Here is a 22,944-nt window from a genome sequence, read left to right as displayed (position 1 = left end):
GACCCCATGGCGGCCTCGGCGGCCAGACCCCCTACGAACGCCTTAAGCAGAAGACTCAGACCCAGGCGTAAACGATCAATGTCAGTTGCACAAGACTCCACCGAACTCGGGGTACATCAGTTCTGGCCGGCCGTCTGAGCGGCGATGAGCCCAGCCTTCTGCACCTCGACGTGGCGGTCGTTGCGGTCGGAGCGCCCTGGGCCATCGTTCAGTGGCTGTTGGTGCGTCGGCAGTTTCAACGTCTGGACGAGGAACTCGCCGAACTCGTCAAGGCGGCGCAGAACCGGCGGAGGACTGAGTCGCCCGCCGCCGTGTGCGCGGTTCAAGGGAGCGCGGCCGCTCGATCCGATTCACCCACCAGGTCGAGGAACACCACCGCTTCAGTCCTGACTCGATCGCCCCTGCCCCGGTCCCGGCGCAGCCGCCTCATCCGCGCCGCCTGCCTCTGGAGCCTGCTCCGGCAGGACACTACCGGTCTTCTGCGCCGACGCCCGGTTCACCGAGAGCTTCCTCACGACGGTGAATCCGCAGAGCGCGATCAGCGCAGCCACCGTGAAGGCCAGCTGAACCCCGAGCTCGGTGGGAGCGGGAGCGCTGGCGGGGCTGCCGACGAGGATGAAGACGGCCACGATCGGCGCGCCGCCGATGAACCCGAGGTTCCGAGCGGTCATGACGATGCTGGTGGCGATGCCGCTCTCGGCACCTTCGACGGCCGCCTGAACGCCCGAGAGCGCAGTGGTGAAGAGCATCGCCCCACCGACGCCGATGACGAGAACAGAGCCGAGGACGATCTGCCACGCCTCGCTGTGCCACCAGATGAGCATGCCCAGCCCGATGGTCGTGATCGAAAGGGCGATCACGACGGTTGTGCGAAGTCCGAGCGTCCTCACGAGGGCGCCGCCGATCGGTCCGAACGCGATCCCCACGATGAGACACGGCGCGAGGGTCAGGCTGATCTGCGTCAGGGAGTAGCCGAAGCCGGGACTGTTCGGCCCGATGGGCAGCACCAGCAGCTGCTGCAAGAGGAAGAACCCCGCGCCGTAACCGAAGCCGGCGAGGAAGCCCACCAGCACCGAGCCGCGCATGCTCGGGCGAGCGAGCATGGCGAGGTCGATAAACGGCCGCAGCGCCCGGCGTTCGATCAGGACGAAGGCCACCGCTGCGACAATCGCGACGCCGAGCCCCGTCAACACCTGGATGGAGGCCCAGCCGGTCGTCGACGACGACAGCAAAGCGAGTTGCAAGGCGACCAGGGCGGTGCAGAACGCGAGCAACCCGATCCAGTCGAACCGCGAGTTGTCGGGTTTCGACGGAGCACGGTTCGGGACGAGGAAGACGGCGAGCAGAGCACACAGCGCGAGCACCGCTGCCGGCGTCACGTACATGGCGAAGCGGGAGAAGGCATCAACGGTAGGGCCAGCGAGGATCGTCCCGGCCACGCCGCCGAGCACGATCGCTCCGACAACGTATCCGGTCGCCGACGGACGGTACTCCTCCGCACACAACTCCTGCACAAGGACGACGGCCGTCACGGTTCCGCTCGCACCGAGACCGAGCAGCGCGAACCCGATGAGCGCCAGAGGAAAGGAAGCGGCGACAGAACAAACGATCGCCCCAGCCGCAGCCACCGCGACCGCCACGAGAAGCGTGCGCTTCGCACCAAAGAGATCGCCGAGTTTGCCGACCAGCGGCATCGAAAGGCTTGCCGCCACACCCCACATGGCCGTGAGAAGTGCCGCTTCCGGCACGGATATCCCGAGTTCGCGTTCGAGGACCGGGACAGCGGAGACGGCGAGATTCTCGACGGCACCGAGTACGCAGACCAGGAGGAGCACGACGAGGAACGCCGCAGAGAACATCCGTCGCGGGCTTCTGCGGATGGAAGAGGGAAAGCTCATGAGACGACCACACCTTCGGGGTTGACATTGCGTTCGGATGGGAGTGCGAGAACAGCGACGGCGCTGATCCCGCTCTTCGGAGTCAGAGTTCGAGTCCGCCTCCGCAGACGATGGTCTGGGCGCTGACGTAGTCAGACTCGGGCAGGCACAGGAGGTAAACGGCCCCCGCCGCGTCACGCGGGGTGCCCGGACGCCCGAGCGGGATCAGCTGCTCGGTCATGGAACGAAGCTCGGCACTGAGCCCGACCGCGATGCGACGCCCGGCCACATCGATATGGTCAGCGCCCGTGGTGTCGGTCAGCCGGGTAGTAATGAGCCCGAACGCCACGGTGTTGACCGTCACGTTGTAGCGTCCCCACTCCTTGGCGAGGGTCTTGGTGAGGCCGACGACGCCAGCCTTCGCGCTCGCATACCCCGCCTGACCGGCGTTGCCGCCGAGACCTGCGATCGAGGAGATGTTGACGACCTTGCGGCACGACGCCTCCCCGTCCGCGGCCTCACGCTTGGCCATCGCCGAGATGACGGGCTGCGCGGCGCGGAGGATGCGAAATGGCGCGGTGAGGTGCACGTCGAGCATCGCCGCCCACTGCTCATCCGTCGTCTTCTGGATCACGTTGTCCCAGGTGTAGCCGGCGTTGTTGACGATGATGTCCAGCCCGCCGAAGACGCCGACCGCCGTCGAGACGAAACGATCGCCGAAGTCGGCCTCGGTGACGCTGCCGGCACAGGACACCGCGTCCCCACCCTCGGCGATGATCTCGGCGACGGCCTCGTCCGCAGCATCCTGATCGAGATCGTTGACCACCACCCGCGCCTGCTCGCTCGCGAGCTTGCGCGCGATCTCTCTGCCGATCCCGCGACCCGCTCCTGTGATGAGCGCAACCTTGCCGTCCAGTGTTCCCATGTGGCTTCCTCCTGCTGAGGTCAGACCGCTTCTGCGGCAGGTTCGGTGAGAGCGACGACGGCCGTCCCCGTGACGGTGGTCGTCCCTTCGGAAGTGACGATCTCGAGATCGAAACTCGCACGCCGCTCACCCTCCACGACCTCTACCGAGGCGAGTCGAGCCGTCAGCCGGAGGGCGACGTGCAGCGGCGTCACCGCGATGAAGCGGACTTCGAGCGATCGCAGCGATTCCTGCGGCACGATGGATGTGAGCAGTCGGCCGACATAGGCCGCCGACAGCATCCCGTGGGCGAACACATCGTCGTAACCCGCCGATCTCGCAAGTCGCACGTCCAGATGGATCGGATTGTGGTCGCCCGATGCAGCCGCGAACAAGACAAGCGTGCGGTGCTCGATCGGCGCCACCTCGAGGGTGTGGATCATGGGCCCGAGCGACGACGGGGCTGCTGCGGTGCTCATTTCGCCGTCGCCTCGGCGTGGCGAAGCACCAGGGTTTCCCGAAGGAGTGCGATCGCCTCCCCCGCGCGCGTCGCGGTGGTCTCGATGACGAGGAACTCCAGCGCGCCGTCTCGTTTCCGATAGCAGTCGACCACGCGAGGCTGCAGTTCGATCTCGTCCCCGGCGAATGCGAGCTGGTGATAGACGAAGCCCTGCCCGGCGTGAAGGATGCGCTCGACAGGCACCCCGATTCGCTCGAGCCAACCGAACGGGCCGTGCGGATCGAGGCCCAGACCGAAGAGGAAGGTGGGCGGCGCCGGGAGGTCCGGATAGCCGAGCGCGTGCGCTGCGTCGAGCTCGAGGTAGTGGGGTGCCGTCTCACCGGTGGATTCTGCGAACGAGCGCAGGCGTTCGCGATCGATGATCGCCTGCACCACAGGCATCGGTGTGCCGACGATATCGGCCGGCAGCGTCACGACACACGCTCGTAGAGTGTGACGACCGCGGCACCGCCCAGACCGATGTTGTGCTGCAGCGCGAGCTGGACGCCGTCGACCTGACGCGCCCCTGCCGAGCCGCGCAGCTGCCAGACGAGCTCTGCGCACTGCGCAAGTCCGGTGGCGCCGAGCGGATGCCCCTTGGAGAGAAGCCCACCCGAGGGATTGGTGACGACGCGCCCGCCGTAAGTATTGTCGCCGTCCTCTACGAATCGCTCACCGGTGCCTTCCGGAGTCAGACCCAATGCCTCGTAGCTGATCAGCTCGTTGGTGGCGAAACAATCGTGAAGCTCAACTACGCGGATGTCTTCGGGAGCCACGCCGGAGGCCGCGTAGACCTGCTGGGCGGCCTGTCGCGACATCTCGAAGCCGACCAGACGCCGCCGGTCCCCCGTCTCGAAGGAACTCGGGGTGTCGGTGGTCATCGCCTGAGCACGGATCACGATGGAGGGATCGATCCCATGCGCAGCGGCGAACGTCGGCGAGCAGATCACCGCAGCGGCGGCACCGCACGTCGGTGGACAGCACATGAGGCGGGTGAGGGGGTCGAAGATCCGCGCGGACTCCAGCACCTGTTCCACTGTCACCGGATCGCGGAAGACCGCGTAGGGGTTGTTCGCGGCGTGATGCCGCGACTTCACGGAGATCTTCGCGAAGGTCTCCTTCTTCGTACCGAAGCGCTCCATGTGCTCGCGCCCGGCGCCGCCGAAGTACCGGGCGGCCATCGGAGTGTCCTCCTGACCGTCGTCGTCCTGGGCGACAGTGTCGAACACGGCGAACGGAGAGGTCCGGTCGGCCCACACCGCGGCGATGGCGCCCCGGGACATCTGCTCGAATCCGACGACAAGAACGCAGTCGGCCGCGCCGGATTCGACGGACTGTCTGGCCAAAAAGAGCGCGGTGGAGCCGGTGGAGCAGTTGTTGTTGACGTTGATGATCGGGATGCCGGTGAGGCCGACCCCGTAGAGAGCGGTCTGGCCGGAGGTCGAATCGCCATACACCCAGCCGGCGTACGCCTGTTGGACGTCTGAATAGTCGAGACCGGCGTCCTGGAGCGCCGCTCGTGCGGCGGACGCCCCCATGACTTCGTATTTCGCCCCCGCGCTCGGCTTCGAGAAGGGAACCATGCCCACGCCGGCCATGATCGCTCTGGTCATCTCGGTCGCTTCCTGTCGATCGTGCTGTGCGCCACGCGTCTTCGCGTGGCTCCGACTGTGCACCACCGCGTCAAAATAGTCAATCCGTACTAGTAAGGAATGTCTGAAAAAGGATATGGGTGTAGCTCGGTTTCAGGGACTGGTTGACGTGGGGTTTTGAGAGTCTGCTCGCAAGAGGCGGGCTCGTCTTCTACCGTGCGAGGTGGAGGCGATCGCGGTGGGCTCGTTGCTGGAGGAGTTGGCGCGGAGGGAGGCCATGGCCCGGGAACGGGTCGAGCGGTTGCGTGAGCAGTTGGCGGCCGAGGAAGAGGCGTTGTCCCGGCTGATGATCACCCGGGGGACGGTCGAGGAGATCCTGGGCGAGCCGGCCCGGCCGGCAGAGCGGTCGCCTGCCGAAGCGGGCGACCAGAGCGATGCCGGCGGGGTCGGCGGGGTGGTCGCACAGGCGGGCGGGTCGCCGATCGGGGTGACCACGGTGCCGCGATGGCGTCCGGGGATGGATGCCTCGGTGTTACCGCGGACCTACCAGGATGTGCTGGAGGTGCTGGTCGATGCCGGTGGCGCGATGCGGGCCGGGAAGATCGTGACGGCGCTGGGGTCGCCGGCCGAGGCGGCCAAGGTCGAGGGCCTGCGCGCGAAGTTGAAGCGGATGGCGGAGCGGGGCTGGCTGAGCGAGGACGGCCCGGGATTGTTCGGGGTGAACGAGCGAGTCAGGGAACAGATCACCCGATAAGCCCTGATAAGCCGCGGCAGGCCGGGGGTATCACTGCGGCGTCACCGCCGCGGTGGTTGTAAGGAGGGCTCTTCTTCCCCAGGTTCGAAGGTGCGACCCATGTCGGACCCGAGGAAGAGGAACCCGATGGAACCGTATGACACGGTCCCGGTGACTGACGTGTTTGCAGCGTCGACGGAGACCTTTGAGTATCTGCTGGGTGAGCTCGCCGGTCCCGGGTCGGCGGAGCTGTCCCACGCCCGGCTGGAGGAGATGATCGAGGTGCGGGGCCGCCTGCTGTTGCGGCAGTTGCTGCAGGATCATCTGGATTTGCGGGCGGCGCGAGAGGAACAGGCCCTGGCCCGGCAGGACGCCGGTGCGGCCGGCCGCTGCGGGGTGGCCGGTGCTGACGGTGTGCTGCGCCGCTGTGTGGAGTCCGGTCATCATCGGCTGCTGGCCACCGTCTTCGGGACGGTGTCGGTGCGGCGGTGCGCCTTCCGGGCTCGAGGCGTGCGCAACGTGTATCCGGCCGATGCCGCGTTATCGCTGCCGGGCGGGCGGCACTCGCATGGACTGACCCGGCTGGCGGTGACCGAGGCGGTGCGCGGCTCCTTTGACGGTGCCAAGGCCGCGATCGAGGCGCGGTGTGGTCCGGTGCTCGGTAAACGGCAACTCGAGCAGGCGGCTCGGTGATCGATGATCCCGCCACGGTGATCGAGAAGGTCTTCGACCACACCGAGGCCCGCGACCCCGCACACGCCCGCCCGTGGATCGTGCTGGTCGACGGCGCCCGGCACCAGCTCGATCTGATCCGCGCCGAGGCCGCCCGCCGGAACGTGAGCGTCGGCATCGTCATCGACTTCGTGCATGTCCTGGAGTACCTGTGGGCGGCGGCTTGGAGTCTGCATCCCGCTGCGGACCCGGCCGCCGAGGACTGGGTCGCCGGGTGCGCGCTGGCGGTACTGGCGGGCAACGCCGGGCAGGTCACCGATGGGCTCACCGCGCAGGCCGCGGTGTTGCCTGCCGGGCGCCGCCGTGGCATCGACACCTGCATCCGCTATCTGGCCGGCCACGCCGAGTTTCTCCGCTATGACCAGGCATTAGAGAACGGGTGGCCGATCGCCACCGGGGTCATCGAAGGCGCGTGCCGTCACCTGATCGGCGACCGCCTCGACATCACCGGCGCCCGGTGGGGCCTGGCCGGCGCGGAGGCCATCTTGCAACTGCGCGCCTTGATCGCCTGCGGCGACTTCCGGGACCACTGGAAGTACCACCTCCGGCAAGAACACCAACACACCTACAACGTCCCAGCCTGACCTGTGATTTTCCCTCAGGAATCGTTAGGCCCAGGCCTCCGCGATACGGTTCGAGCATGATCAGCGACGAGGGAGCTCTGCTCGGAAGGCAGGCAGCGGAGCGCCTGGCCCAGTTGGACTGCTGCGTGATCGAGCCCGGCCTGACCAACGCAGAGTTCGCGCGCATCGAGCACGAATACGGTTTCGCGTTCGCCGACGACCACCGGGCCTTCCTCGCCGCCGGACTACCGGTCTGCGAACCGCGGGAAGACGAGCCCGGCACCAGCTACGCGTGGGAACGACCATGGCCCGACTGGCGAAACGGCGACCCGAGCGAACTCCGCCGGCACCTCACCTGGCCGACGGACTTCCTGCTTCGGGACATCCAGCGGGGACACTGGCCAACCGCCTGGGGCGACCGGCCGGACTCACCCGAGGCGGCCGCCGAACGTGCGCAGTCGCATCTGGCCGGAGTTCCCAGGATGGTTCCGGTTTACGGGCACAGGTTCTTGCCCGAAGGCCGCGGCGGCTTCGGCCATCCGGTCTTGTCGATGTGGGGCTCAGACATCATCTACTACGGCGTCGACTTGCTCGACTACATCAACCAGGAGTTCGAGGAACCCCGACCCGAGCACCCCGAAAGCCGGGCGCCACAAGCCACCGTGCCGTTCTGGCGCGACTACCTGTGAGCAATCCCGACACGCCTGCCCGGGGCAGGGAGCGTTCAGCCGGACAGCCCGACCTGAACGCCTCACTCCCTCAGGAAGAGCCGCACCCAAAGGATATCCTGTGGGCATGGATGTCACCCCGGTCACTCACGCTTCGCTCCCCGTGCAGCAACGCGCATGGGAGACGCGCGAGCGCATCCTCGCCGCGGCGGTCTCCTGCCTCGCCGAGGAGGGCTACGCCGCCACGACCACCTCCGCGATCCAGGCCAGGGCCGAAGTCTCCCGCGGCAGCATCCTCCATCAGTTCCCCTCGCGCGACGACCTGCTCATCGCCGCCGTTCAGCACCTCGCAGTGCAGCGAACCGACGAGATCGACGTCAGGGACACGAAGGGGCCGGAGACGATCGACGAAGCGATCGATGAGATCTGGCTGACCTACCAGGGCCCGCTCTTTCTTGCCTCCGTCCAGCTCTGGGCGGCCGCGCAGCACAACCGCGAACTCGCCGATGCTCTTCGACCGCGTGAACACGAGCTCGGGCATCACATCCGTGAGGTCATCACCCGGGCGTTCGGGTCGAACGCGGCGCACCCCGCATTCGCCGACCTCGTCCCGATACTGCTCTCGAGCATGCGGGGAGTCGCGATCACGTATCTCTTCGAGCCGCGCGAGCACGCACACGAATCGCACCTCGCCGCCTGGAAGAGGCTGGCACACGCCATCCTCGACAGCGGCACGGGGTCAAATTTCTAGTACGGCTTGACTAATTTGCGTGCGACGGGCACGCTATCGATGATCCGCACCGACGCGAGAAACCGGAGCATCGATGACTTCTTCCGAGACGTCCGCAGAGCCCCTGGCTCCCGGCACTCCCTTTGTGACGGCCATTCGACACTTCGCCGAGCTGCGGCCGGACGAGGTGGTCGTCATCGATCACAACGGCTCGACGACTCGGCGGGAGTTGGAGTCGCGGACCAATCGCCTGGCGCGCGCCTACGCTCAGCTCGGTGTCCGTCCCGGCGATCTCGTCACCATCGGGCTGCCGAACGGGATCCCGTTCGTCGAGTCGATGCTCGCGGTGTGGAAGCTCGGTGCGACACCGCAACCCGTCTCGCACCGCCTGCCTCCTGCTGAACTCGCGGCCATCATCGAGGTCGCGGGGTCGACACTCGTCGTCGGACTGGAGACCTGGCAGGGCGGGGCGAGCGTTCCGGCCGATTTCGAGCCGCCCGCTGCACTGTCCGACGAACCGCTACCGATCGTCATCTCCCGCAGCTGGAAGGCGCCCACGTCAGGCGGCAGCACAGGAACCCCGAAGATCATCATGTCGACAGCACCTGCGACGGTCGACGCGCTGATACCGCTGATGCCCCTCCTCCACATGCCTGTCGGCGGCGTCAAGCTGACGACCACGCCCCTCAGCCACAACATGGGCGTGATGTTCACCACTGCCCCGCTGATCACCGGGGGCGTCGTGGTGATCGCTCCGCGGTTCGACGCGGCCGCCACGCTCGACCTGATCGATCGCTATCACGTCGACTGGTCATGCCTCGTACCGACGATGCTGCACCGGATAGCCCGCCTCCCGGAAGACGTAAGGGCCGCGGCGGACCTGTCGAGCGTGGTGTCCATCGCCACGGGTGGAGCGATGTGCCCGCCCTGGCTCAAGTCCTTCTGGGTCGATTGGCTCGGCGCAGAGAAGATGCTCGAGTTCTACGCCACGACCGAGACCCACGTCGTCGTGATCGCCGACGGTCACGACTGGATGACCCACCCCGGCACCGTCGGCCGAGTGCGCATCGGCGAACTGGAGGTGCGCGATGAGGAAGGTTCGCCGGTTCCCGATGGCACGGTCGGCGAACTCTGGGTTCGACGCGGCGCGAGCGCGCCGCCGTCGTATGCCTATCGCGGAGCCGTCGCCCACGCTGACGCCGACGGCTGGGAGAGCGTCGGCGACATGGGAAGCCTCGACGACGGATGGCTGTACCTGGCGGACCGGAAGGCCGACATGATCACAGTGGGCGGGTCCAATGTGTACGCCGCAGAGGTCGAAGGCGCCCTCGAGGCACACCCTCGGGTGATCTCCAGCTGCGTTTTCGGCCTGCCGGACGACGAATACGGCAACATCCTCCATGCCGTCGTGCAAAGCGCGCTACCCGTCTCCGATCAGGAGCTGATCGACCACCTTCGCTCACGGCTGCTGCCGTACAAGGTCCCCCGCTTGTTCGAGCACACCACCCTGCCGATCAGGGACGACGCCGGCAAGGTGCGCCGATCCCTGCTGCGACAGCAGACCCTCACAGCGAGAGGCCCGGCCGCATGACCCGCACCGACGCAGCCGGGACAGGCCGAGCGCAGGCGATCCCCGGAGCGATCCCGCTCCCCCTCCCCGACGGTGACATCTTCGGGATCCACGCACTCCTCACCTCCGAGGAACGCGCCGAGTTCGATCGGCTCCGCGCCTTCTTCCAGTCCACGGTCCGACCGGCGGGGATCGCGCACTGGAAGCAGGGCACGTTCCCCTCAGCGCTCGTTCCACTTCTGGCCGAGCAGGGCGTTGCACGACAAGATGCACCCGGGCGACTGCTCGCCGGCCTGTTGACGATGGAGCTGGCGCGCGCTGACACCTCGACCTCGATCTTCGTGGCGGTGCATCGCGATCTGTTCACGGCCGCGATACGCCGCCTTGGCTCGGTCGAACAGCGAGATCGCTTCCTGCCGGCCCTTGCCGATCTCTCCACCATCGGTGCCTTCGCGCTCACCGAACCGGATCATGGCAGCGATATATCCAGGGGTATGACCACCACCGCCACTCGCAGCGGCGACTCGTGGACCATCCAAGGACAGAAGCGATGGATCGGCAACGGGACGATCGCCGACGTCGTCCTCGTCTGGGCCCGTGATACAGCGAGTCAGGAGATCCTCGGCTTCCTGGTGGAAGCCGACCGGCCCGGCGTCTCTCGCACCCTGATCGACGACAAGATCTCCGTCCGCTCCGTGCAGAATGCCGACATCGCTCTCGACGCCGTCGTGATTCCCGACGCCAACCGGCTCCCCGGCGCCCAGACGTTCCGCGACACCGAGTCGATCCTTCTCAACTCGCGAGTCGTGGTCGGATGGCAGGCCGTCGGCCAGCAGTTCGCAGCGCTCGACGTGGCTCGCCGCTACACCAGCGAACGGATCGCGTTCGGACGCCCGCTCGCTGCGAAGCAGTTGGTGCAGGAACAACTCGTGCGGATGCTGGGCAATGCGACGATGTCTCTCGCACTCATGATCCAAGTCGCCAGGTCGCAGGCGGAGGAGACGGTCACGATGGAGCAAGCGGCCCTCGCGAAGGCGATGTGCTCCTTGCGCATGCGCGAGACCGTGGCGCTCGGGCGGTCGCTTCTCGGCGGCAACGGCATCAGCAGCTCCTACGAGATGGCCAAGATCTTCGCAGACGCGGAAGCCATCTACACCTACGAAGGCAGCTACGAGATCAACGCGCTGCTGGTCGGCCGGTCGCTGACGGGCATCTCCGCATTCGCCTAGTGCACTGCTGAGATGCCCGACCGCTCTCGCCGCCGGCCTCCGCAGCGTCAGTCCTCGCCGACCCAGATCGGCGGATGCTGCCGCCACCACTGCCCGTCCGCCTCCAGCTGGTAGGCGAGCGCAAGCAGCAGGTCCTCGCCTCCCGCTCGAGTGGCGAACTGCACGCCGACCGGCAGCCCGCCGTCGCTGAAGCCCAGCGGCAGGCTGATGGACGGCGTCCCGGCGAAGTTGTCGATCCAGCAATACCCCGCATAGTCGAACAGGTGATCGCGTTGACGGTCCCACGCGGTGTCCGGTCCGAGCACACCCACGCGCACGATCTCGGTACTGAGCGTCGGCGTCATCCAGATGTCGATCTCGCCCAAACGGTCCAGGTAACCGGTCACGGCTGCCTCGATCCGCCGCAGAGCGCCGCTGAAGCGCTCGTCATCGATCAGTCGACCCGCTGCTACCAGCGTGGCGGAGCGATGCTCCAACCGCTCGGGAGGAATCGGGAACCCGACGACACCGGAGAGTGCCTCGACCTGGCGTGCGAAGTTCCCCTCGATGAAGTCCTGCAGGGCATCGATCGTGTCCCGTCCGTCGAACGGCAGGGCGCCGTCGCTGACGCGGTGACCCAGCCGGTGGAGAAGGGCGATCGCGTCGTCGAACACTCTCAGGACGTCGTCGTCCGGCCCCCTTCCCGTACGCATGACCGCACTGTAGGCGTGGATGCGGAATCTGGCGTCGGCCGGCGCCATGATCAGTGGGAGGGGAGCGAACCTCGCTTCCGAAGAGCGGGACTGGGTCGCGTGCAGCCAGGCTGCGGTGTCGCGCACGGTCCGACTGACGCAGCCGTTCACGCCGAGATCGGTCATCGCCCGCAGGGACTCGTCGCCCGCGTTCCTTCCGCGGGAGGGCTTCAGCCCAACGAGACCGCACGGAGCGGCCCCATGGCGGATCGAGCCGAGGCCGTCACTGGCGTGTGCGACGGGGACGACGCCCGCCGCGACCGCTGCCGATCCGCCGCCGGACGAGCCGCCCGGCGCGTGAGCGAGACTCCACGGGTTGCGGGTGATGCCGGTGAGCGGCGATTCGGTGACGACGTTGAGTCCCAATTCCGGCATCGTCGAGCGTCCGATGGAGATGAGGCCCGCATCGGTGATCGCTCGAGTGTACGGGGCGTCGGCGGGTGCGATGTAGTCGCGGAGTGCGGCGGAGCCGAGCGGTGCCGGAAGCCCGCGCTCAGGCAAGGTGTCCTTGATGAGGGTCGGGGTACCGGACAGCGGGCCGAGCGGCGGAGCCGCTGCCTGACGCCGTGCCCGCTCGAAGGTAGGCAGGGCGATGAAGTTGAGGTCGGGATTCACGGCATCGGCGCGCTCGATCGCACGGTCCACGAGCATAGCCGGCGTCGTGCGGCCCGACTCCACCGCCTCGATCAGGGCGGTCATGTCCGCCGCGGCGGTTAGTGGACGCATCATGGCACGAGGAAGCGGAGTGCCCGCGAGACGGCAGCGCCGAGGGCGGAGAAGTGCGTCTCGCCGGGCAAGACCACCAGCTGGGTGGACGCGCCCTGTGCGTGGAGCGCGGCTCGCATGCGATACAGATTGCTGATGATCGAGGCCTCGGTCGGCGCCTCTCCCGGCTCTTCCTCCCGCCCCCCGGCCGACAGGAACACGGCAGTGCCTGGTCGGATGGCGCCTGGGGGCAGGACCCGTATCGCCTCGACCAGCTGCTCGTCACCTGGTACCGGAGGGAAGTCGATGAGAGCAGGACTCATCAGCGCGAAGCCCTGGAATGCCTCGGGCCGCTCGATCAGCGCGTAGGCGGCGAAGTGCCCGCCCGCCGATACTCCGAACAGGATTCGCCGGGCCCCTGCGGTCTCCGGTACCCGGCGTTCAACCTCCGGGACGACGGTATCGAGCACAGCCGTCAGGAACGATCCGGCACCTCCCAGTTCCTGGGTGCCGATGCCGGGGAGATCGAGTTCCCGCCAAGGCCCGCGGTAGAAATCGAGGCCGCGACGGCGGTTCGTGAATCCGTAGTCACCAGTCTCCTCCGCGTATCCGATGCCCACGATCGTCGCAGGGCCGAGCTCGCCGGCGAGGTGTCCCATCCGCGCCGCCTCGACGACGGTGCCGAAGCTGAAGTCCGCATCGGTGACGTACACGACGGATGCCGCAGGCAACTCTCTGCCGTCCGGCGGCGCCACCGGACGCGCGATCGAGATGCGCAGCCGGCAACCGAAACCGTCCGGGAGTATGGCGAAGGTCTCCACGCCAGGGATGGAAGAGAGCGCTGGCTCGGTCATGATCGTCCTCCTCGACGAGTCGACAATTAAATAATTATAACTGACTTGTTTTGTGTAGCATAAATGCACGCGGCATCGTCGTCCGGACGACGCCATCCGGAGGGGGCGACAGACATGGCTCAGGGGAACGCATCCGTCGCGGACATCGCGCCCCCGCCCCGGCGCAGTCAGGCAGAGCGAAGCGCCGCGACGCGAGCCAAGATCCTCACGGCGGCGCGTGACGTCCTCCAGTCGCAGGGATACTCCGGTGCGACCATGTCGGCGATCCGCGATGCCGCCGGAATGAGTCTCGGAGCGATCCAGTACCAATACTCGAGCAAGGCGAAGCTCATGGCCGCGGTCGTGGAGGATCTGTCCGCTCGCCGCGCCGAGATCTACGCCGACGCCATCCAGCGCGGCGCGACTCCGAGAGCGTCGATGGAGAATCTGATCGATGCCAACCTCGCGCTGGCTTCACAGCCCGAGGCTGCTGCTGCTCTCGAGATCCACCTTGCCCGCCGCAACGATCCGGAACTCGACGAGGAAGTCGCCCCGATCGCGCTGCAACACGATCGACAGATTCTCTCCTGGAGCCAGGAGCTCCTCCATTCGACCGGCATCGACGCCACTTCGATGGAGAGCCTACAACTGCTGAGCAACGCCGTGACCCGCGGACTCACGGTCGAGTACATCCGCAACCGCGACCAGCCCGCCATAGACCGCGCAGCGACGCTGTGGAGAGCGCAGATGCTCGCCCTGCTGTTCGGAACCTCAGAGGAAGCCGACGAGTCATGCCACGACGTACATTGAGTGTCGCCCGAGATCTCCTGCGGCTGGCCGAGCCGTTCCGCATCGCCGGCCATGTCTTCGACGACTGGGAGGTCGTCCAGGTCACGATCGTCGATGGAACACGACGAGGGCAGGGTGAAGGCGGCGGCGTCTTCTTCCTCGGCGAGCATGGCGAGGAGATGGAGGCGGCGATCGAAGCCGTGCGGCGAGAGGTCGAAGCCGGAGTCGGTCGCGAGGAGCTTCGCTCGATCCTGCCGCCGGGCGGTGCACGCAACGCCGTCGACGCAGCGCTGTGGGACCTGGAGGCAGCGACCACCGGGTCGCCGGTATGGAAGCTGGCCGGCATCGCGGCGCCCAGGCCGATCGTCACGACGTTCACGCTCGGCGCAGATGCTCCCGCGCGCATGGCCTCCGCCGCCCGCGCCCGGTCGGACATACGAGCCATCACGGTGAAGCTCACGGGCGAGCTCGCGGTCGATATCGACCGGGTCCGGGCGATACGCGCCGCCCGACCGGACGTCTGGCTCGGTGTCGACGGCAATCAGGGATTCGACCGCAGCCAACTGGACGAGTTGATCCCTGCGCTGACCGCACAGCGCGTCTCCCTGCTCGAGCAGCCGCTGCCGAGAACAGCGGATGCCTCCCTCGAGGAGCTGTCGTCACCTATTCCGATCGCAGGCGATGAGAGCATCCTCTCGCTGGACGACCTCGCTTCTGCCCCTGGACGCTTTCAGGTGATCAACATCAAGCTGGACAAGTGCGGGGGGCTGACCGAGGGGCTCCTCATGGAAGCCGAGGCGCGCCGTCTGGGCCTCGGGGTGATGGTCGGCACGATGATCTGCTCCAGTCTCGGCGCGGCACCCGGCTTCCTCCTCGGACAGCTCGGAGACTTCGTGGACCTGGACGGCCCCAGCCTGCTGGCCGAGGATCGGTCGCCATCGGTTGTCTACCGGGATGGCACCGTCTTCGCCGACGAAGAGGTCTGGGGCGGCCCCCGGTCGTAGGGCGGCGCCGGCGTCACGGAGTTCCGTTCGAACGTCGCCCTCCACTCGCGTACCGCTCAGACGAGCTCGCTCCGCACAGCATCGCGCCGCGCCGCCCACCTGAACCACCACATCAGCAGTCCAGCTGCAGCCCACCAGGCGACGAGTTGGAGCGCCCCGATTCGCAGGTCGGCGCCCTCCGGGTCGGCGAAGTAGCTCACGAGGGCGATATTCAGGAATGCGTGCATCAACACCCCCGGCCAGATGCTGTGGGTGCGGATTCCGAGCTCGTTCAAAATGAACGCGAGACCGTACATCGAAGCGGCCGCAAGACTGGTACTACCAGTCATACTGACGCTAGACGAAGCACTCGAAAACTCCAACAGGCCACCTCGTCGACACCCGTTTGAGCTCGCACCCCGCGACCTCAGCGAACATCCGTCGGCCCTCCAGGGCTGAAGGAATTCTCACATCGTGAGACCGAGGGCGATCAGCGGGTTGCGGAAATCGTCGCGGGCCCAGCGGGTGCCCTCGGCAATGTTGGTGAAGTTGAACAGGCGCAGCGCGCCGATCGCGTAGCTGCGCATGGTCGTCAGGATCGACGGGGCTGAGCCGGTCCGGACCTTGCAGCGATCCTCCCCGAAGGTCACATCGCGCACATAATGATCTTTGTTCTCGATCGACCACTCGCCTCTGACCAGCTCGGCCAGGCGTCGAGGGCCGGCCAGCGTCGCGGGCAGGTTGGTGACGCCCAGCACCGCGACGTTCGACAGGGGCTTCCAGTGCAGGTCATAGACGTGTCGTTCGATCAGGAAGACCTGCTTGACGTGGGGGAATCGGGTTCCGGGCGGGGCGGGCATCACCTGGATGGTGCGGATCTCGTTCCGGCCGTGGCCACGGTCATAGGTGGTCCACCCGATCGGGACCTCGCTCCAGGCCAAGGCGTCGAGCTGGTCGAACAGGCCGGGCTGGTTGCCGCCGACGGGGAACACGTAGAAGGCGTCGCGCCGGTGCAGGTAGCGGGCATGCTCGCGCTGCGTGTGCAGCATGTCCGCGCTGATCACCACATTCTTCAGGCATCCGATCTGGTCCAGCAGCGGGGCGAATGCCGTGATCTCGTTGGACTTCGAGCCGACGTCGATCTGGGCGACGACGAGGGGCGTCGGGGGAGAGCTGGGCGCCGAGCCGGTGCTGGGCCGCCTTGTCGCTGGTGGCGGTGCCGCGCTGGGTCTTGCCGTCAACCGTCATGGGGATCAACTCGTCGGGGTCGTCGTACAACTCGGTGAGCTGGCCGGCCCGGTGAGCGGCGTAGGCGGCGTCGACGTGCGCGGCGTTGAGCCGCGCGATCGTGCGGCACACGGTGTCGGCGTGAAGAGGTGTCGGACGTGCTTGCCCCCTGGGATTACGACTGGCACCGGAGAAGACCCAGGTGGTCCGCCTCGATGAGGGCTTCACGTTCCTCGGCTTCGATATCCGCCGGATGCGGAAGCGAGGAACCAGCAAGCACTACGTCTATACCAAACCGTCCAAGAAAGCCGTTCAGTCGATCAAGGACAAGGTAAGGGCCAAGACGTACAGGTCAACCCGCTATCAGGATCTGGGTGAGCTGCTCACCGACCTGAATAGATCCCTCGCGGGGTGGGCGAATTACTTTCGGCACGGTGTGTCCAAGGCGATCTTCAGCGTCGTTGACTCCTTCACATGGAATCGACTGATGCGCTGGATACGCGCCAAGTACAGAGGACGAACCGGGCTGTCCATGAAGGAACTCCGTCGCCGCTTCTGCGACCAGGGGTGGAGATTCGCTCACAACGGGGTCGTATTCACCGGCGCGGCCAGCGTCGCTGTGACTCGCTACCGCTATCGCGGCAGGAACATACCGACCCCATGGACCCCGAAACAGGCAGCCGCTCCCACAAGCAGCTGACCAGCGGGCAAGACACGTGGAGCGCCCGGTGCGGTGAGAGCCGCACGCCGGGTGCGGCGAGCGGGTCGGGGAAACGGGCTGGCCGCGAGGCCGGCACCGCGCCCCGACCCGACTCAACCGGCCGCTTCAATCGGTCGGCGTTGTATCCCCTCCTGGCGCGCATCAATGCCTACCTGGTGCGCTGGATCCGCGAGAAATATCGTCGGCTGAGCAGGAGACGCAAAGCCCTGGTGTGCCTGCGCGGGATCGCTACGCGTTACCCGCGCATGTTCGCGCACTGAACGTGGGTGACCGCGGCTTCTCCGCTCTGACGATCAAGATGACAAGAGCCGTATGAACCGAGAGGTTCACGTACGGATCTGTGGGAGCCGGGAGGTGAGACTCCTCCCAGCGACCCGACACGATGAGCGGTGAGGCCAGTGCTGTGGCCGCGGCGGCGAGGCCGATCGCGCGGCCTCGGTTTCCGAAGGTGGCGGTGAGCGAGGTCAGGAGCGCGCCGAGACAGAGGAGGACGGGCGCGGGGAAACCGAGCACCGCGTGAGGCTCGCCGGCCACGGCGGCTGTGGCCAGGGGCGAACGACTGGCAACGGTGTCTCGCATCAGCGTGAAGGCGGGCACCGACGCCAGCGCGAGCCCCAGAGCGACACGTGCTCGGATCGGGCGCCGCGCGCCTCCCGCCTCCTTCAGAGCTTCGCCGCTGGAAGCGTCGGGCCCCCGTGGACGACGCCGATTCGGGTGCACCAACCTCCCGCCTATCGGGACCGGGGCGCAGGGCGCTCCGCCCGATCGCTCCGGTCGGCTCGCTGACCGCCGATGAGTTTCAGCCCGACCACGCACGCGACGATTCCGGCCAGGAACACGACCTTGAGCACCGTCGCGGATTCGGCGCCAGTGAGCATCGCCCACGCCACGGTCAGTGCCGCGCCCGTGCCGGTCCACACGGCATAGGCCGTGCTCATCGGGATGTGCTTTGCTGCGTATCCGAGGGTGCCCATGCTGAGGGCGAGTGCGACGATGAAGACGACGACCGCACCGGGACGCGTGAAGCCGTTGCTTGCGCCCAGGGCGGTGGCCCACACTGCTTCCAAGGCGGCGCTGACGAACAGCACGACCCAGGGCATGCTCAGCTCACCGCCTTGAGGCCGATCACGCACGCGATGAGACCGGCGAGGAGCGCGGCGCGCGCGGCGATGAGTTTCTCCTCACGACGCACGACGGCGAACACCACAGTCAGGGCCGTCCCGATTCCCACCCACACGGCGTATGCCGTTCCTGTCGGCAAGGCGACCATCGCGTACGCCAGGCCGGCCATGCTCAACGCCATAGCGACGAGGAAGACCAGGGTGGGAGCCACACGCCGAAACCCCTTCGTCGCGCCCAGCGCGGTTGCCCACACCGCCTCAAGAACCCCGGATGCCACCAACACTAGCCAGGACATTCACCACACCCCTCACATAGTCGCACGGTTGTGCCACTATTCTTACACGAAACCGCACGACTGTGCGACAATGACCTTATGGGACGAGTTTTGGACCACGCTGAACGCGATCGCGCCGTCATCGACGCCACCTGGCAGCTCCTCGCCCGTGACGGCCTCGGGGGCCTCTCGGTGCGAAAGGTCGCCGCGGAGGCCGGACTCCCTCCGAGCTCGCTGCGCTACACCTTCCCGACCATTGCCGCACTTCGCGAGCGCGCGGCCAGATTGGTCGTCGAACGTATGTTGTCGCGCGTTGAGGCGGTCGAAGGGGCGGGGCTCGAACGTGCCCTTGCCCTGGTACTCGAGCTCGTCCCCCTCGACGAAGTCCGCCGCGTGGAGATGGAGGCGTTTCTCGCGCTGGGGTCGGCGGCGGGCTTGGACCCGCTTCTCGAGCAGTGCTATCGAGAGGCGCATATCGCGATTCGCGGGGTCTGCGCTGATGCTTTGCGCGCGCTCGATCCCCGCCGAGGCCCGGGTGAGGAGGATGTGCAGCTGGCCAGCCTGCACGCACTGGTCGACGGCGTCTCCCTGCACCTGGTCAGACAGCCCCCTTCCGGGCAGACCGCCTGGGCACGAACCATTCTCGAGGGATACCTCCGCGGCTGCGAACCACGCTGATTGGAGAGACAGGGGCATGCAACGAGTGAGCATTGGCGAGCTTGAACGTAGAGCCAGACAGAAACTCCCCGAGCCAGTATTCGACTTCATCGCGGCCGGTGCCGGAGGTGAGAGTTCGCTGCGCACCAATGAATTTGCGTGGTCAGCTTGGTCGCTCGTGCCACGAGCGTTGCGAGGTGTCGAGCGCGCTTCGACGAACACTGCTTTACAGGGAACTGAAGTGGCTTCGCCGATTCTCCTCGCCCCTGCCGGTCGGCAGCGGGCCATCGCGCCTGATGGCGAGTTGGCAGCAGCACGAGCTGCCGCCAGCTTCGGCACCATTTTCAACCTCGCCACCTCGGCAACGACCGACCTGCACGACGTCGCGCGGACTGGTGCCCCACTCTGGCAACAGCTTTACGTCAGCAGGGATCGGGATTGGACCTGGATGATTCTCGAAGAGGCCGCTCGTGTCGGTTTTTCGCAGATCGTCGTCACGGTCGACCGCCCCAGGGAAGCCTTCCGGCCCCGTTCGGCGCGACACGGTGGCCTGGAGCTGCTGCCTCCAGGCGCGGAAATCACGAGCCACAGGGGAGATGGCTCCACTCGCTCTTCTGGGCCCGGCAATTGGGACTCGCAGCTGAGCTGGTCCGATATCGACGAGATCGTTCGCAGGTCCCGGATCCCTGTCGCCGTCAAGGGGATCGTCCATCCGGACGACGCCAGATCCGCCGTTGACGCCGGAGTCTCGGCGATTGTCGTCTCGAACCACGGCGGGCGCCAGATCGATGGAGTCATCCCGACGGCAGTAGCTCTACCTGAAATTGCTCAAGCCGTGAACGGGTCCATTCCGGTATACGTCGATGGGGGTATCCGGTCGGGTGGCGATGTCTTCCGAGCGCTGGCACTGGGCGCATCAGCTGCACTGATCGGGCGACCGTATCTGTGGGCACTCGCTAGCGGAGGAAGCGCTGGTGTCGAGCAACTGCTTAACTCACTCAGCGATGAGCTCGCGGAGGTGATGACGCTCATGGGCTGTGAAACGGTGTCGGACATCCGGGCGGAGCACGTCCGACGTGCCGGGGACAAAGGCACGTTCTAGCTAGGACGGCCCAGACCAGGGACACGCAGGAGGTCTCTCCGGGGAAGCGGCCGATGACCTTGACTCGGCGGCGGGTCTCGCCGAAGGTGCGCTCGATGAAGTTGGAATGGCGGATGCGCTTGTGGTGCTCGGCGGGAAAGCGCAGGTAGGTCGTCAGCGAGGCGCGGTCGGTCAGCAGGCTCTTGATCGCGGCCGGGTAGCGTGCGGCCCACGTGTCGGCGAAGGCGTCGATGCGCCGCTGGATCTGCTCTACCAGCCTCTGGCCCGGCTCGATCTCCTCGCCCGGGCCGCTGGTGTCGAAGATGTCCCAGTAGGCGGCCTTGACCTCGGCCTGATCACCCGCGCTGACCTTGGAGAGCACGTTGCGGCATTTGTGGATCACGCAGCGCTGCCGCAGCGAACGGGGAAAGACCTGCTCGGCGGCGCTGATGAGGCCGGGCGCGCCGTCGGAGACGATCAGCAGCGGGGGCTTGAGAGCGCGCCCGGCCAGGTCGGTGAGAAAGTCATGCCAGGCGTCGGTCGACTCCGAGCCGGCGGCGGCCAGGCCGATGAAGGCTGGCTTGCCGTCGGTGGTGATGCCCCAGGCGGCCAGGACCGGCTCGGCGCGTTGCCCGTCGTGCATCTTGAAGTGTGAGGCGTCCAGGAACAGGTGGTCCAGCTCGATGCCGGACAGATCACGCCGGCACCAGGCGTCGTACTCGGCGACGATGGCCTAGCAGATCGCCGACACCGTCGACTTCGACAGCGCCGCCTCCGGGCCGAGCGCATCGGCCAGGGCGCCCTCGACGTCGCGCACGGACAGGCCGCGCACGAAGGAGGCGATGACCAGGGTTTCCAGCGCGTTGGTGCGGGTCACTCCGGTGCCGAACAGGCGGGAGGCGAAGGCTTCGGTGGTGCCGCGCAGCTTGGGCCGGGCGATGGTGACCGGCCCGGTGGTGGTCTTGATGGTGGTGGAGCAGTGGCCATTACGGTGACCTGGGCGGATCACGGTCTTGTCATCGTCGGCTGCGACGGTGGCGGCGCGCTGGTAGCGGGCGCGGCCGAGGAAGGCGTCCACCTCGGCCTCCGCAGCGGTCTGGATGATCAGGCGAGCACCGAGACGGGCGACCTCTTCGATGACCTCGACCAGGTCACGGCCTTCGGTGAGCAAGGCGTCGATCTCAGCGCGAATGGCTTGGACGGGCGGTAGTGTGCGTGCCACGAGCGTAGGTCCTTGCGTAGTGCGAACTTTGGTCGGTTCAGCACGGCAACCTACGCTCGTTCACTTTTACACCGCATCTCGGACGCGACCCCATCGGTGTGACGGCGGTTTCACATGGGTGCAGGTATTGAAGGCAAACGGCGCCCCAAAGGCACATCTTCGTGGCCGACAGCATGTGATCGCCTTCCTTGGGTTACCGCTGACCTGGAAGATCCCATGGCATGTTGAAAGCGTAGAGGTGAACGACCGGAGTGTGATGATCCCGTGACGAGACGGTGATGCCGAGCCAATGAGCTGATTCCGACCTAAGTGCGCAGGTCACGGGCTGAGGGGAGGTGGCCCTTGCCTACTCGTACATCCTTTGATGGCATCCGTGCCGTCAGCATCCTGGCAGGTGGCCTTCTCCTCCGCCTCCGCCGTCGCCAGGCCGCTCTTCTCCAGGAGCCTCATCCAACTATCCCGGTGCGGGCACTCGACCCGATGCAGACCCTGTACGCGAACCTAATGGGCTCGGTCGTCGTCTGGGCCCTCCCCTCCTGCGCATTGCCAGGCCACTACCGGTGCACGGACTGCTCGACGGCGCCGCGCGCACGCTGTTCGCGGCATGGCAGGCATACGCGCTGGCCAACGGCGCCATGCGGCTGCTGTGGCTGTTCCTCGTCACCGAGGTCGCGTTCGGCGTCCTCCAGCTTGTGCCATGGCGGCGGAGCCGACGCCCTCAACCACTCCTCGCCCACCTGCCCTGACCGCCTGAGCAGCCACGGCAAGAGCGGTGAAGTCGATCCCAGGCAGGCCCGGGTCCAAGTCATCGGGACGCAGCCGCAGCACACTCGATACATGTACCTCGTGAGCGGGGCGGGGCACGGTGTCGGGAAAGGCGTTCTCCGGCATCGACGGCCGCTGCGGCGCAAGCGCGCGAGCGTCTCAGGGACGCTCAGAGAAGTCCTCGCGATGCGTGGTGTCGCCTGAGCCGTCAGCTGATGCGTTCTCCGGCGGTGGTGTTTGGAGGGTGAGGAGGCGGTTGATCGTCTGCTGGGCGGTAGCTTCGCGCTGCTCGGCGGCCTGGGCGCGATGTTCGGCCCGTTCCAGTGCCTGGTGCAGGGCCTCCAGACGGGTGTTGGCCACCGCGGTCGCGGTTTGTGCCTGATCGCGTTGGTCGCGAACTTGCCGCAGCTCCTCACGTACGCGGCCGGTCTCGGCGCGGGCCGCCTCGGCTTCCTGGTGCGCCTTCTCGCGGGCGTTCTCGGCGCGCTCGGCCCGGTCGGCGGTGGCGTTCAGGTCGGTACGCGCTTGATCGAGGTCGACGGTGCGGTCGGCCAGGACGTTTTCCAAGGTGGCGATCTGCCGGTCATGTTCGGCGGCCACGGTGGCGCTCTGGCGGCGTTCGGCGTCCAGGACTCCTTGCAGGGCGTCGCGTTCGGAGGTGATCCGCCGGACCGCGCGTTCGGCGGCGGCGGCGCGTTCGGCGGCGGCGATGGCGTCCTGCTGGGCACGGGCGCGGG

Annotated in this window: 22 protein-coding genes and 3 pseudogenes; 12 read left to right on the top strand and 13 right to left on the bottom strand. The window is 67.0% G+C overall.

Features of this window, described 5'->3' with window-relative positions; genetic code table 11:
• Positions 1-380: 380 nt before the first annotated feature.
• The 5 genes from ABZ260_RS20720 to ABZ260_RS20700 all read right to left on the bottom strand — a co-directional run bounded on the left by ABZ260_RS20720 (position 381) and on the right by ABZ260_RS20700 (position 4,878).
• Positions 381-1,898 carry an MFS transporter gene (locus ABZ260_RS20720; RefSeq protein WP_355619919.1) on the bottom strand — a complete coding sequence of 506 codons (1,518 nt, stop codon included), beginning with the start codon at positions 1,896-1,898 and terminating at the stop codon, positions 381-383.
• Between the two features lie 82 nt (positions 1,899-1,980).
• Positions 1,981-2,802, bottom strand: coding sequence for an SDR family oxidoreductase (locus ABZ260_RS20715; RefSeq protein ID WP_355619916.1), 822 nt, complete (start codon positions 2,800-2,802; stop codon positions 1,981-1,983).
• Positions 2,803-2,822: 20 nt separating this feature from the next.
• Positions 2,823-3,224 carry a MaoC/PaaZ C-terminal domain-containing protein gene (locus tag ABZ260_RS20710; protein ID WP_355619914.1) on the bottom strand — a complete coding sequence of 134 codons (402 nt, stop codon included), beginning with the start codon at positions 3,222-3,224 and terminating at the stop codon, positions 2,823-2,825.
• Between the two features lie 32 nt (positions 3,225-3,256).
• A complete protein-coding gene (locus tag ABZ260_RS20705) occupies positions 3,257-3,715 on the bottom strand; it encodes a MaoC family dehydratase N-terminal domain-containing protein (protein ID WP_355619911.1) in 459 nt (152 codons plus the stop codon).
• Positions 3,712-4,878: a lipid-transfer protein gene (locus ABZ260_RS20700; RefSeq protein WP_355619908.1), complete on the bottom strand. Its 1,167-nt coding sequence runs from the start codon at positions 4,876-4,878 to the stop codon at positions 3,712-3,714. The genes ABZ260_RS20705 and ABZ260_RS20700 overlap by 4 nt, the downstream gene beginning before the upstream one ends.
• Positions 4,879-5,095: 217 nt before the next feature.
• Here ABZ260_RS20700 and ABZ260_RS20695 point away from each other — a divergent pair, with 217 nt between their 5' ends.
• The 6 genes and pseudogenes from ABZ260_RS20695 to ABZ260_RS20670 all read left to right on the top strand — a co-directional run bounded on the left by ABZ260_RS20695 (position 5,096) and on the right by ABZ260_RS20670 (position 11,097).
• Positions 5,096-5,626 (top strand): hypothetical protein, encoded by a 531-nt coding sequence (locus ABZ260_RS20695; RefSeq protein ID WP_355619905.1) that lies wholly within the window; start codon positions 5,096-5,098, stop codon positions 5,624-5,626.
• A 126-nt stretch (positions 5,627-5,752) separates the two neighbouring features.
• Positions 5,753-6,921, top strand: a pseudogene (locus ABZ260_RS20690) (ISKra4 family transposase).
• A gap of 56 nt (positions 6,922-6,977) precedes the next feature.
• On the top strand, positions 6,978-7,589 hold the full coding sequence (locus ABZ260_RS20685; protein WP_355619902.1) for a hypothetical protein: 612 nt from the start codon (positions 6,978-6,980) through the stop codon (positions 7,587-7,589).
• 106 nt (positions 7,590-7,695) lie between these two features.
• On the top strand, positions 7,696-8,319 hold the full coding sequence (locus ABZ260_RS20680) for a TetR/AcrR family transcriptional regulator (RefSeq protein ID WP_355619899.1): 624 nt from the start codon (positions 7,696-7,698) through the stop codon (positions 8,317-8,319).
• A gap of 73 nt (positions 8,320-8,392) precedes the next feature.
• Positions 8,393-9,889 (top strand): AMP-binding protein, encoded by a 1,497-nt coding sequence (locus ABZ260_RS20675; RefSeq protein ID WP_355619896.1) that lies wholly within the window; start codon positions 8,393-8,395, stop codon positions 9,887-9,889.
• The gene (locus ABZ260_RS20670) at positions 9,886-11,097 is read left to right on the top strand and encodes an acyl-CoA dehydrogenase family protein (RefSeq protein ID WP_355619893.1); all 1,212 of its coding nucleotides are present in this window, start codon (positions 9,886-9,888) and stop codon (positions 11,095-11,097) included. The genes ABZ260_RS20675 and ABZ260_RS20670 overlap by 4 nt, the downstream gene beginning before the upstream one ends.
• A gap of 47 nt (positions 11,098-11,144) precedes the next feature.
• Here the strand turns inward: ABZ260_RS20670 and ABZ260_RS20665 are convergent, their stop codons facing one another.
• Positions 11,145-12,527 (bottom strand): amidase family protein, encoded by a 1,383-nt coding sequence (locus ABZ260_RS20665; RefSeq protein ID WP_355619890.1) that lies wholly within the window; start codon positions 12,525-12,527, stop codon positions 11,145-11,147.
• Positions 12,528-12,553: 26 nt separating this feature from the next.
• On the bottom strand, positions 12,554-13,387 hold the full coding sequence (locus tag ABZ260_RS20660; RefSeq protein ID WP_355619887.1) for an alpha/beta hydrolase-fold protein: 834 nt from the start codon (positions 13,385-13,387) through the stop codon (positions 12,554-12,556).
• A gap of 63 nt (positions 13,388-13,450) precedes the next feature.
• Here ABZ260_RS20660 and ABZ260_RS20655 point away from each other — a divergent pair, with 63 nt between their 5' ends.
• Positions 13,451-14,176: a helix-turn-helix domain-containing protein gene (locus ABZ260_RS20655; RefSeq protein ID WP_355619884.1), complete on the top strand. Its 726-nt coding sequence runs from the start codon at positions 13,451-13,453 to the stop codon at positions 14,174-14,176.
• A complete protein-coding gene (locus tag ABZ260_RS20650; protein WP_355619881.1) occupies positions 14,158-15,159 on the top strand; it encodes a dipeptide epimerase in 1,002 nt (333 codons plus the stop codon). The genes ABZ260_RS20655 and ABZ260_RS20650 overlap by 19 nt, the downstream gene beginning before the upstream one ends.
• Before the next feature lie 56 nt (positions 15,160-15,215).
• Here the strand turns inward: ABZ260_RS20650 and ABZ260_RS20645 are convergent, their stop codons facing one another.
• Complete coding sequence (locus tag ABZ260_RS20645; RefSeq protein ID WP_355619878.1) at positions 15,216-15,386, bottom strand: hypothetical protein; 171 nt, start codon at positions 15,384-15,386, stop codon at positions 15,216-15,218.
• Between the two features lie 219 nt (positions 15,387-15,605).
• Positions 15,606-16,379, bottom strand: coding sequence for an ISAs1 family transposase (locus ABZ260_RS20640; RefSeq protein WP_355619875.1), 774 nt, complete (start codon positions 16,377-16,379; stop codon positions 15,606-15,608).
• Positions 16,380-16,567: 188 nt separating this feature from the next.
• Between ABZ260_RS20640 and ABZ260_RS20635 the strand changes: the two genes are divergently transcribed.
• Positions 16,568-17,065 carry a group II intron maturase-specific domain-containing protein gene (locus ABZ260_RS20635; RefSeq protein ID WP_355619872.1) on the top strand — a complete coding sequence of 166 codons (498 nt, stop codon included), beginning with the start codon at positions 16,568-16,570 and terminating at the stop codon, positions 17,063-17,065.
• A gap of 752 nt (positions 17,066-17,817) precedes the next feature.
• Here the strand turns inward: ABZ260_RS20635 and ABZ260_RS20630 are convergent.
• Positions 17,818-18,186, bottom strand: coding sequence for a multidrug efflux SMR transporter (locus ABZ260_RS20630; RefSeq protein ID WP_355619869.1), 369 nt, complete (start codon positions 18,184-18,186; stop codon positions 17,818-17,820).
• 2 nt (positions 18,187-18,188) lie between these two features.
• On the bottom strand, positions 18,189-18,503 hold the full coding sequence (locus tag ABZ260_RS20625; RefSeq protein ID WP_355619866.1) for an SMR family transporter: 315 nt from the start codon (positions 18,501-18,503) through the stop codon (positions 18,189-18,191).
• 78 nt (positions 18,504-18,581) lie between these two features.
• On the opposite strand from ABZ260_RS20625, the gene ABZ260_RS20620 reads away from it, so the two are divergent.
• A complete protein-coding gene (locus ABZ260_RS20620) occupies positions 18,582-19,160 on the top strand; it encodes a TetR family transcriptional regulator C-terminal domain-containing protein (protein WP_355619863.1) in 579 nt (192 codons plus the stop codon).
• A 25-nt stretch (positions 19,161-19,185) separates the two neighbouring features.
• Positions 19,186-20,241 (top strand): alpha-hydroxy acid oxidase, encoded by a 1,056-nt coding sequence (locus ABZ260_RS20615; RefSeq protein WP_355619860.1) that lies wholly within the window; start codon positions 19,186-19,188, stop codon positions 20,239-20,241.
• Here the strand turns inward: ABZ260_RS20615 and ABZ260_RS20610 are convergent.
• A pseudogene (locus tag ABZ260_RS20610) lies at positions 20,168-21,442 on the bottom strand (IS256 family transposase). The gene ABZ260_RS20615 and the pseudogene ABZ260_RS20610 overlap by 74 nt on opposite strands.
• A 560-nt stretch (positions 21,443-22,002) precedes the next feature.
• On the opposite strand from ABZ260_RS20610, the gene ABZ260_RS20605 reads away from it, so the two are divergent.
• The gene (locus ABZ260_RS20605) at positions 22,003-22,188 is read left to right on the top strand and encodes a hypothetical protein (RefSeq protein ID WP_355619857.1); all 186 of its coding nucleotides are present in this window, start codon (positions 22,003-22,005) and stop codon (positions 22,186-22,188) included.
• 178 nt (positions 22,189-22,366) lie between these two features.
• Here the strand turns inward: ABZ260_RS20605 and ABZ260_RS20600 are convergent.
• Positions 22,367-22,944: pseudogene (locus ABZ260_RS20600) on the bottom strand (hypothetical protein); the annotation flags it as partial.

The organism is Streptosporangium sp. NPDC006013 (assembly GCF_040614275.1).
GTDB lineage: Bacteria > Actinomycetota > Actinomycetes > Streptosporangiales > Streptosporangiaceae > Streptosporangium.
Note: the sequence above shows the minus strand (reverse complement) of the source record. Positions and strands in the feature narration are given on the sequence as shown.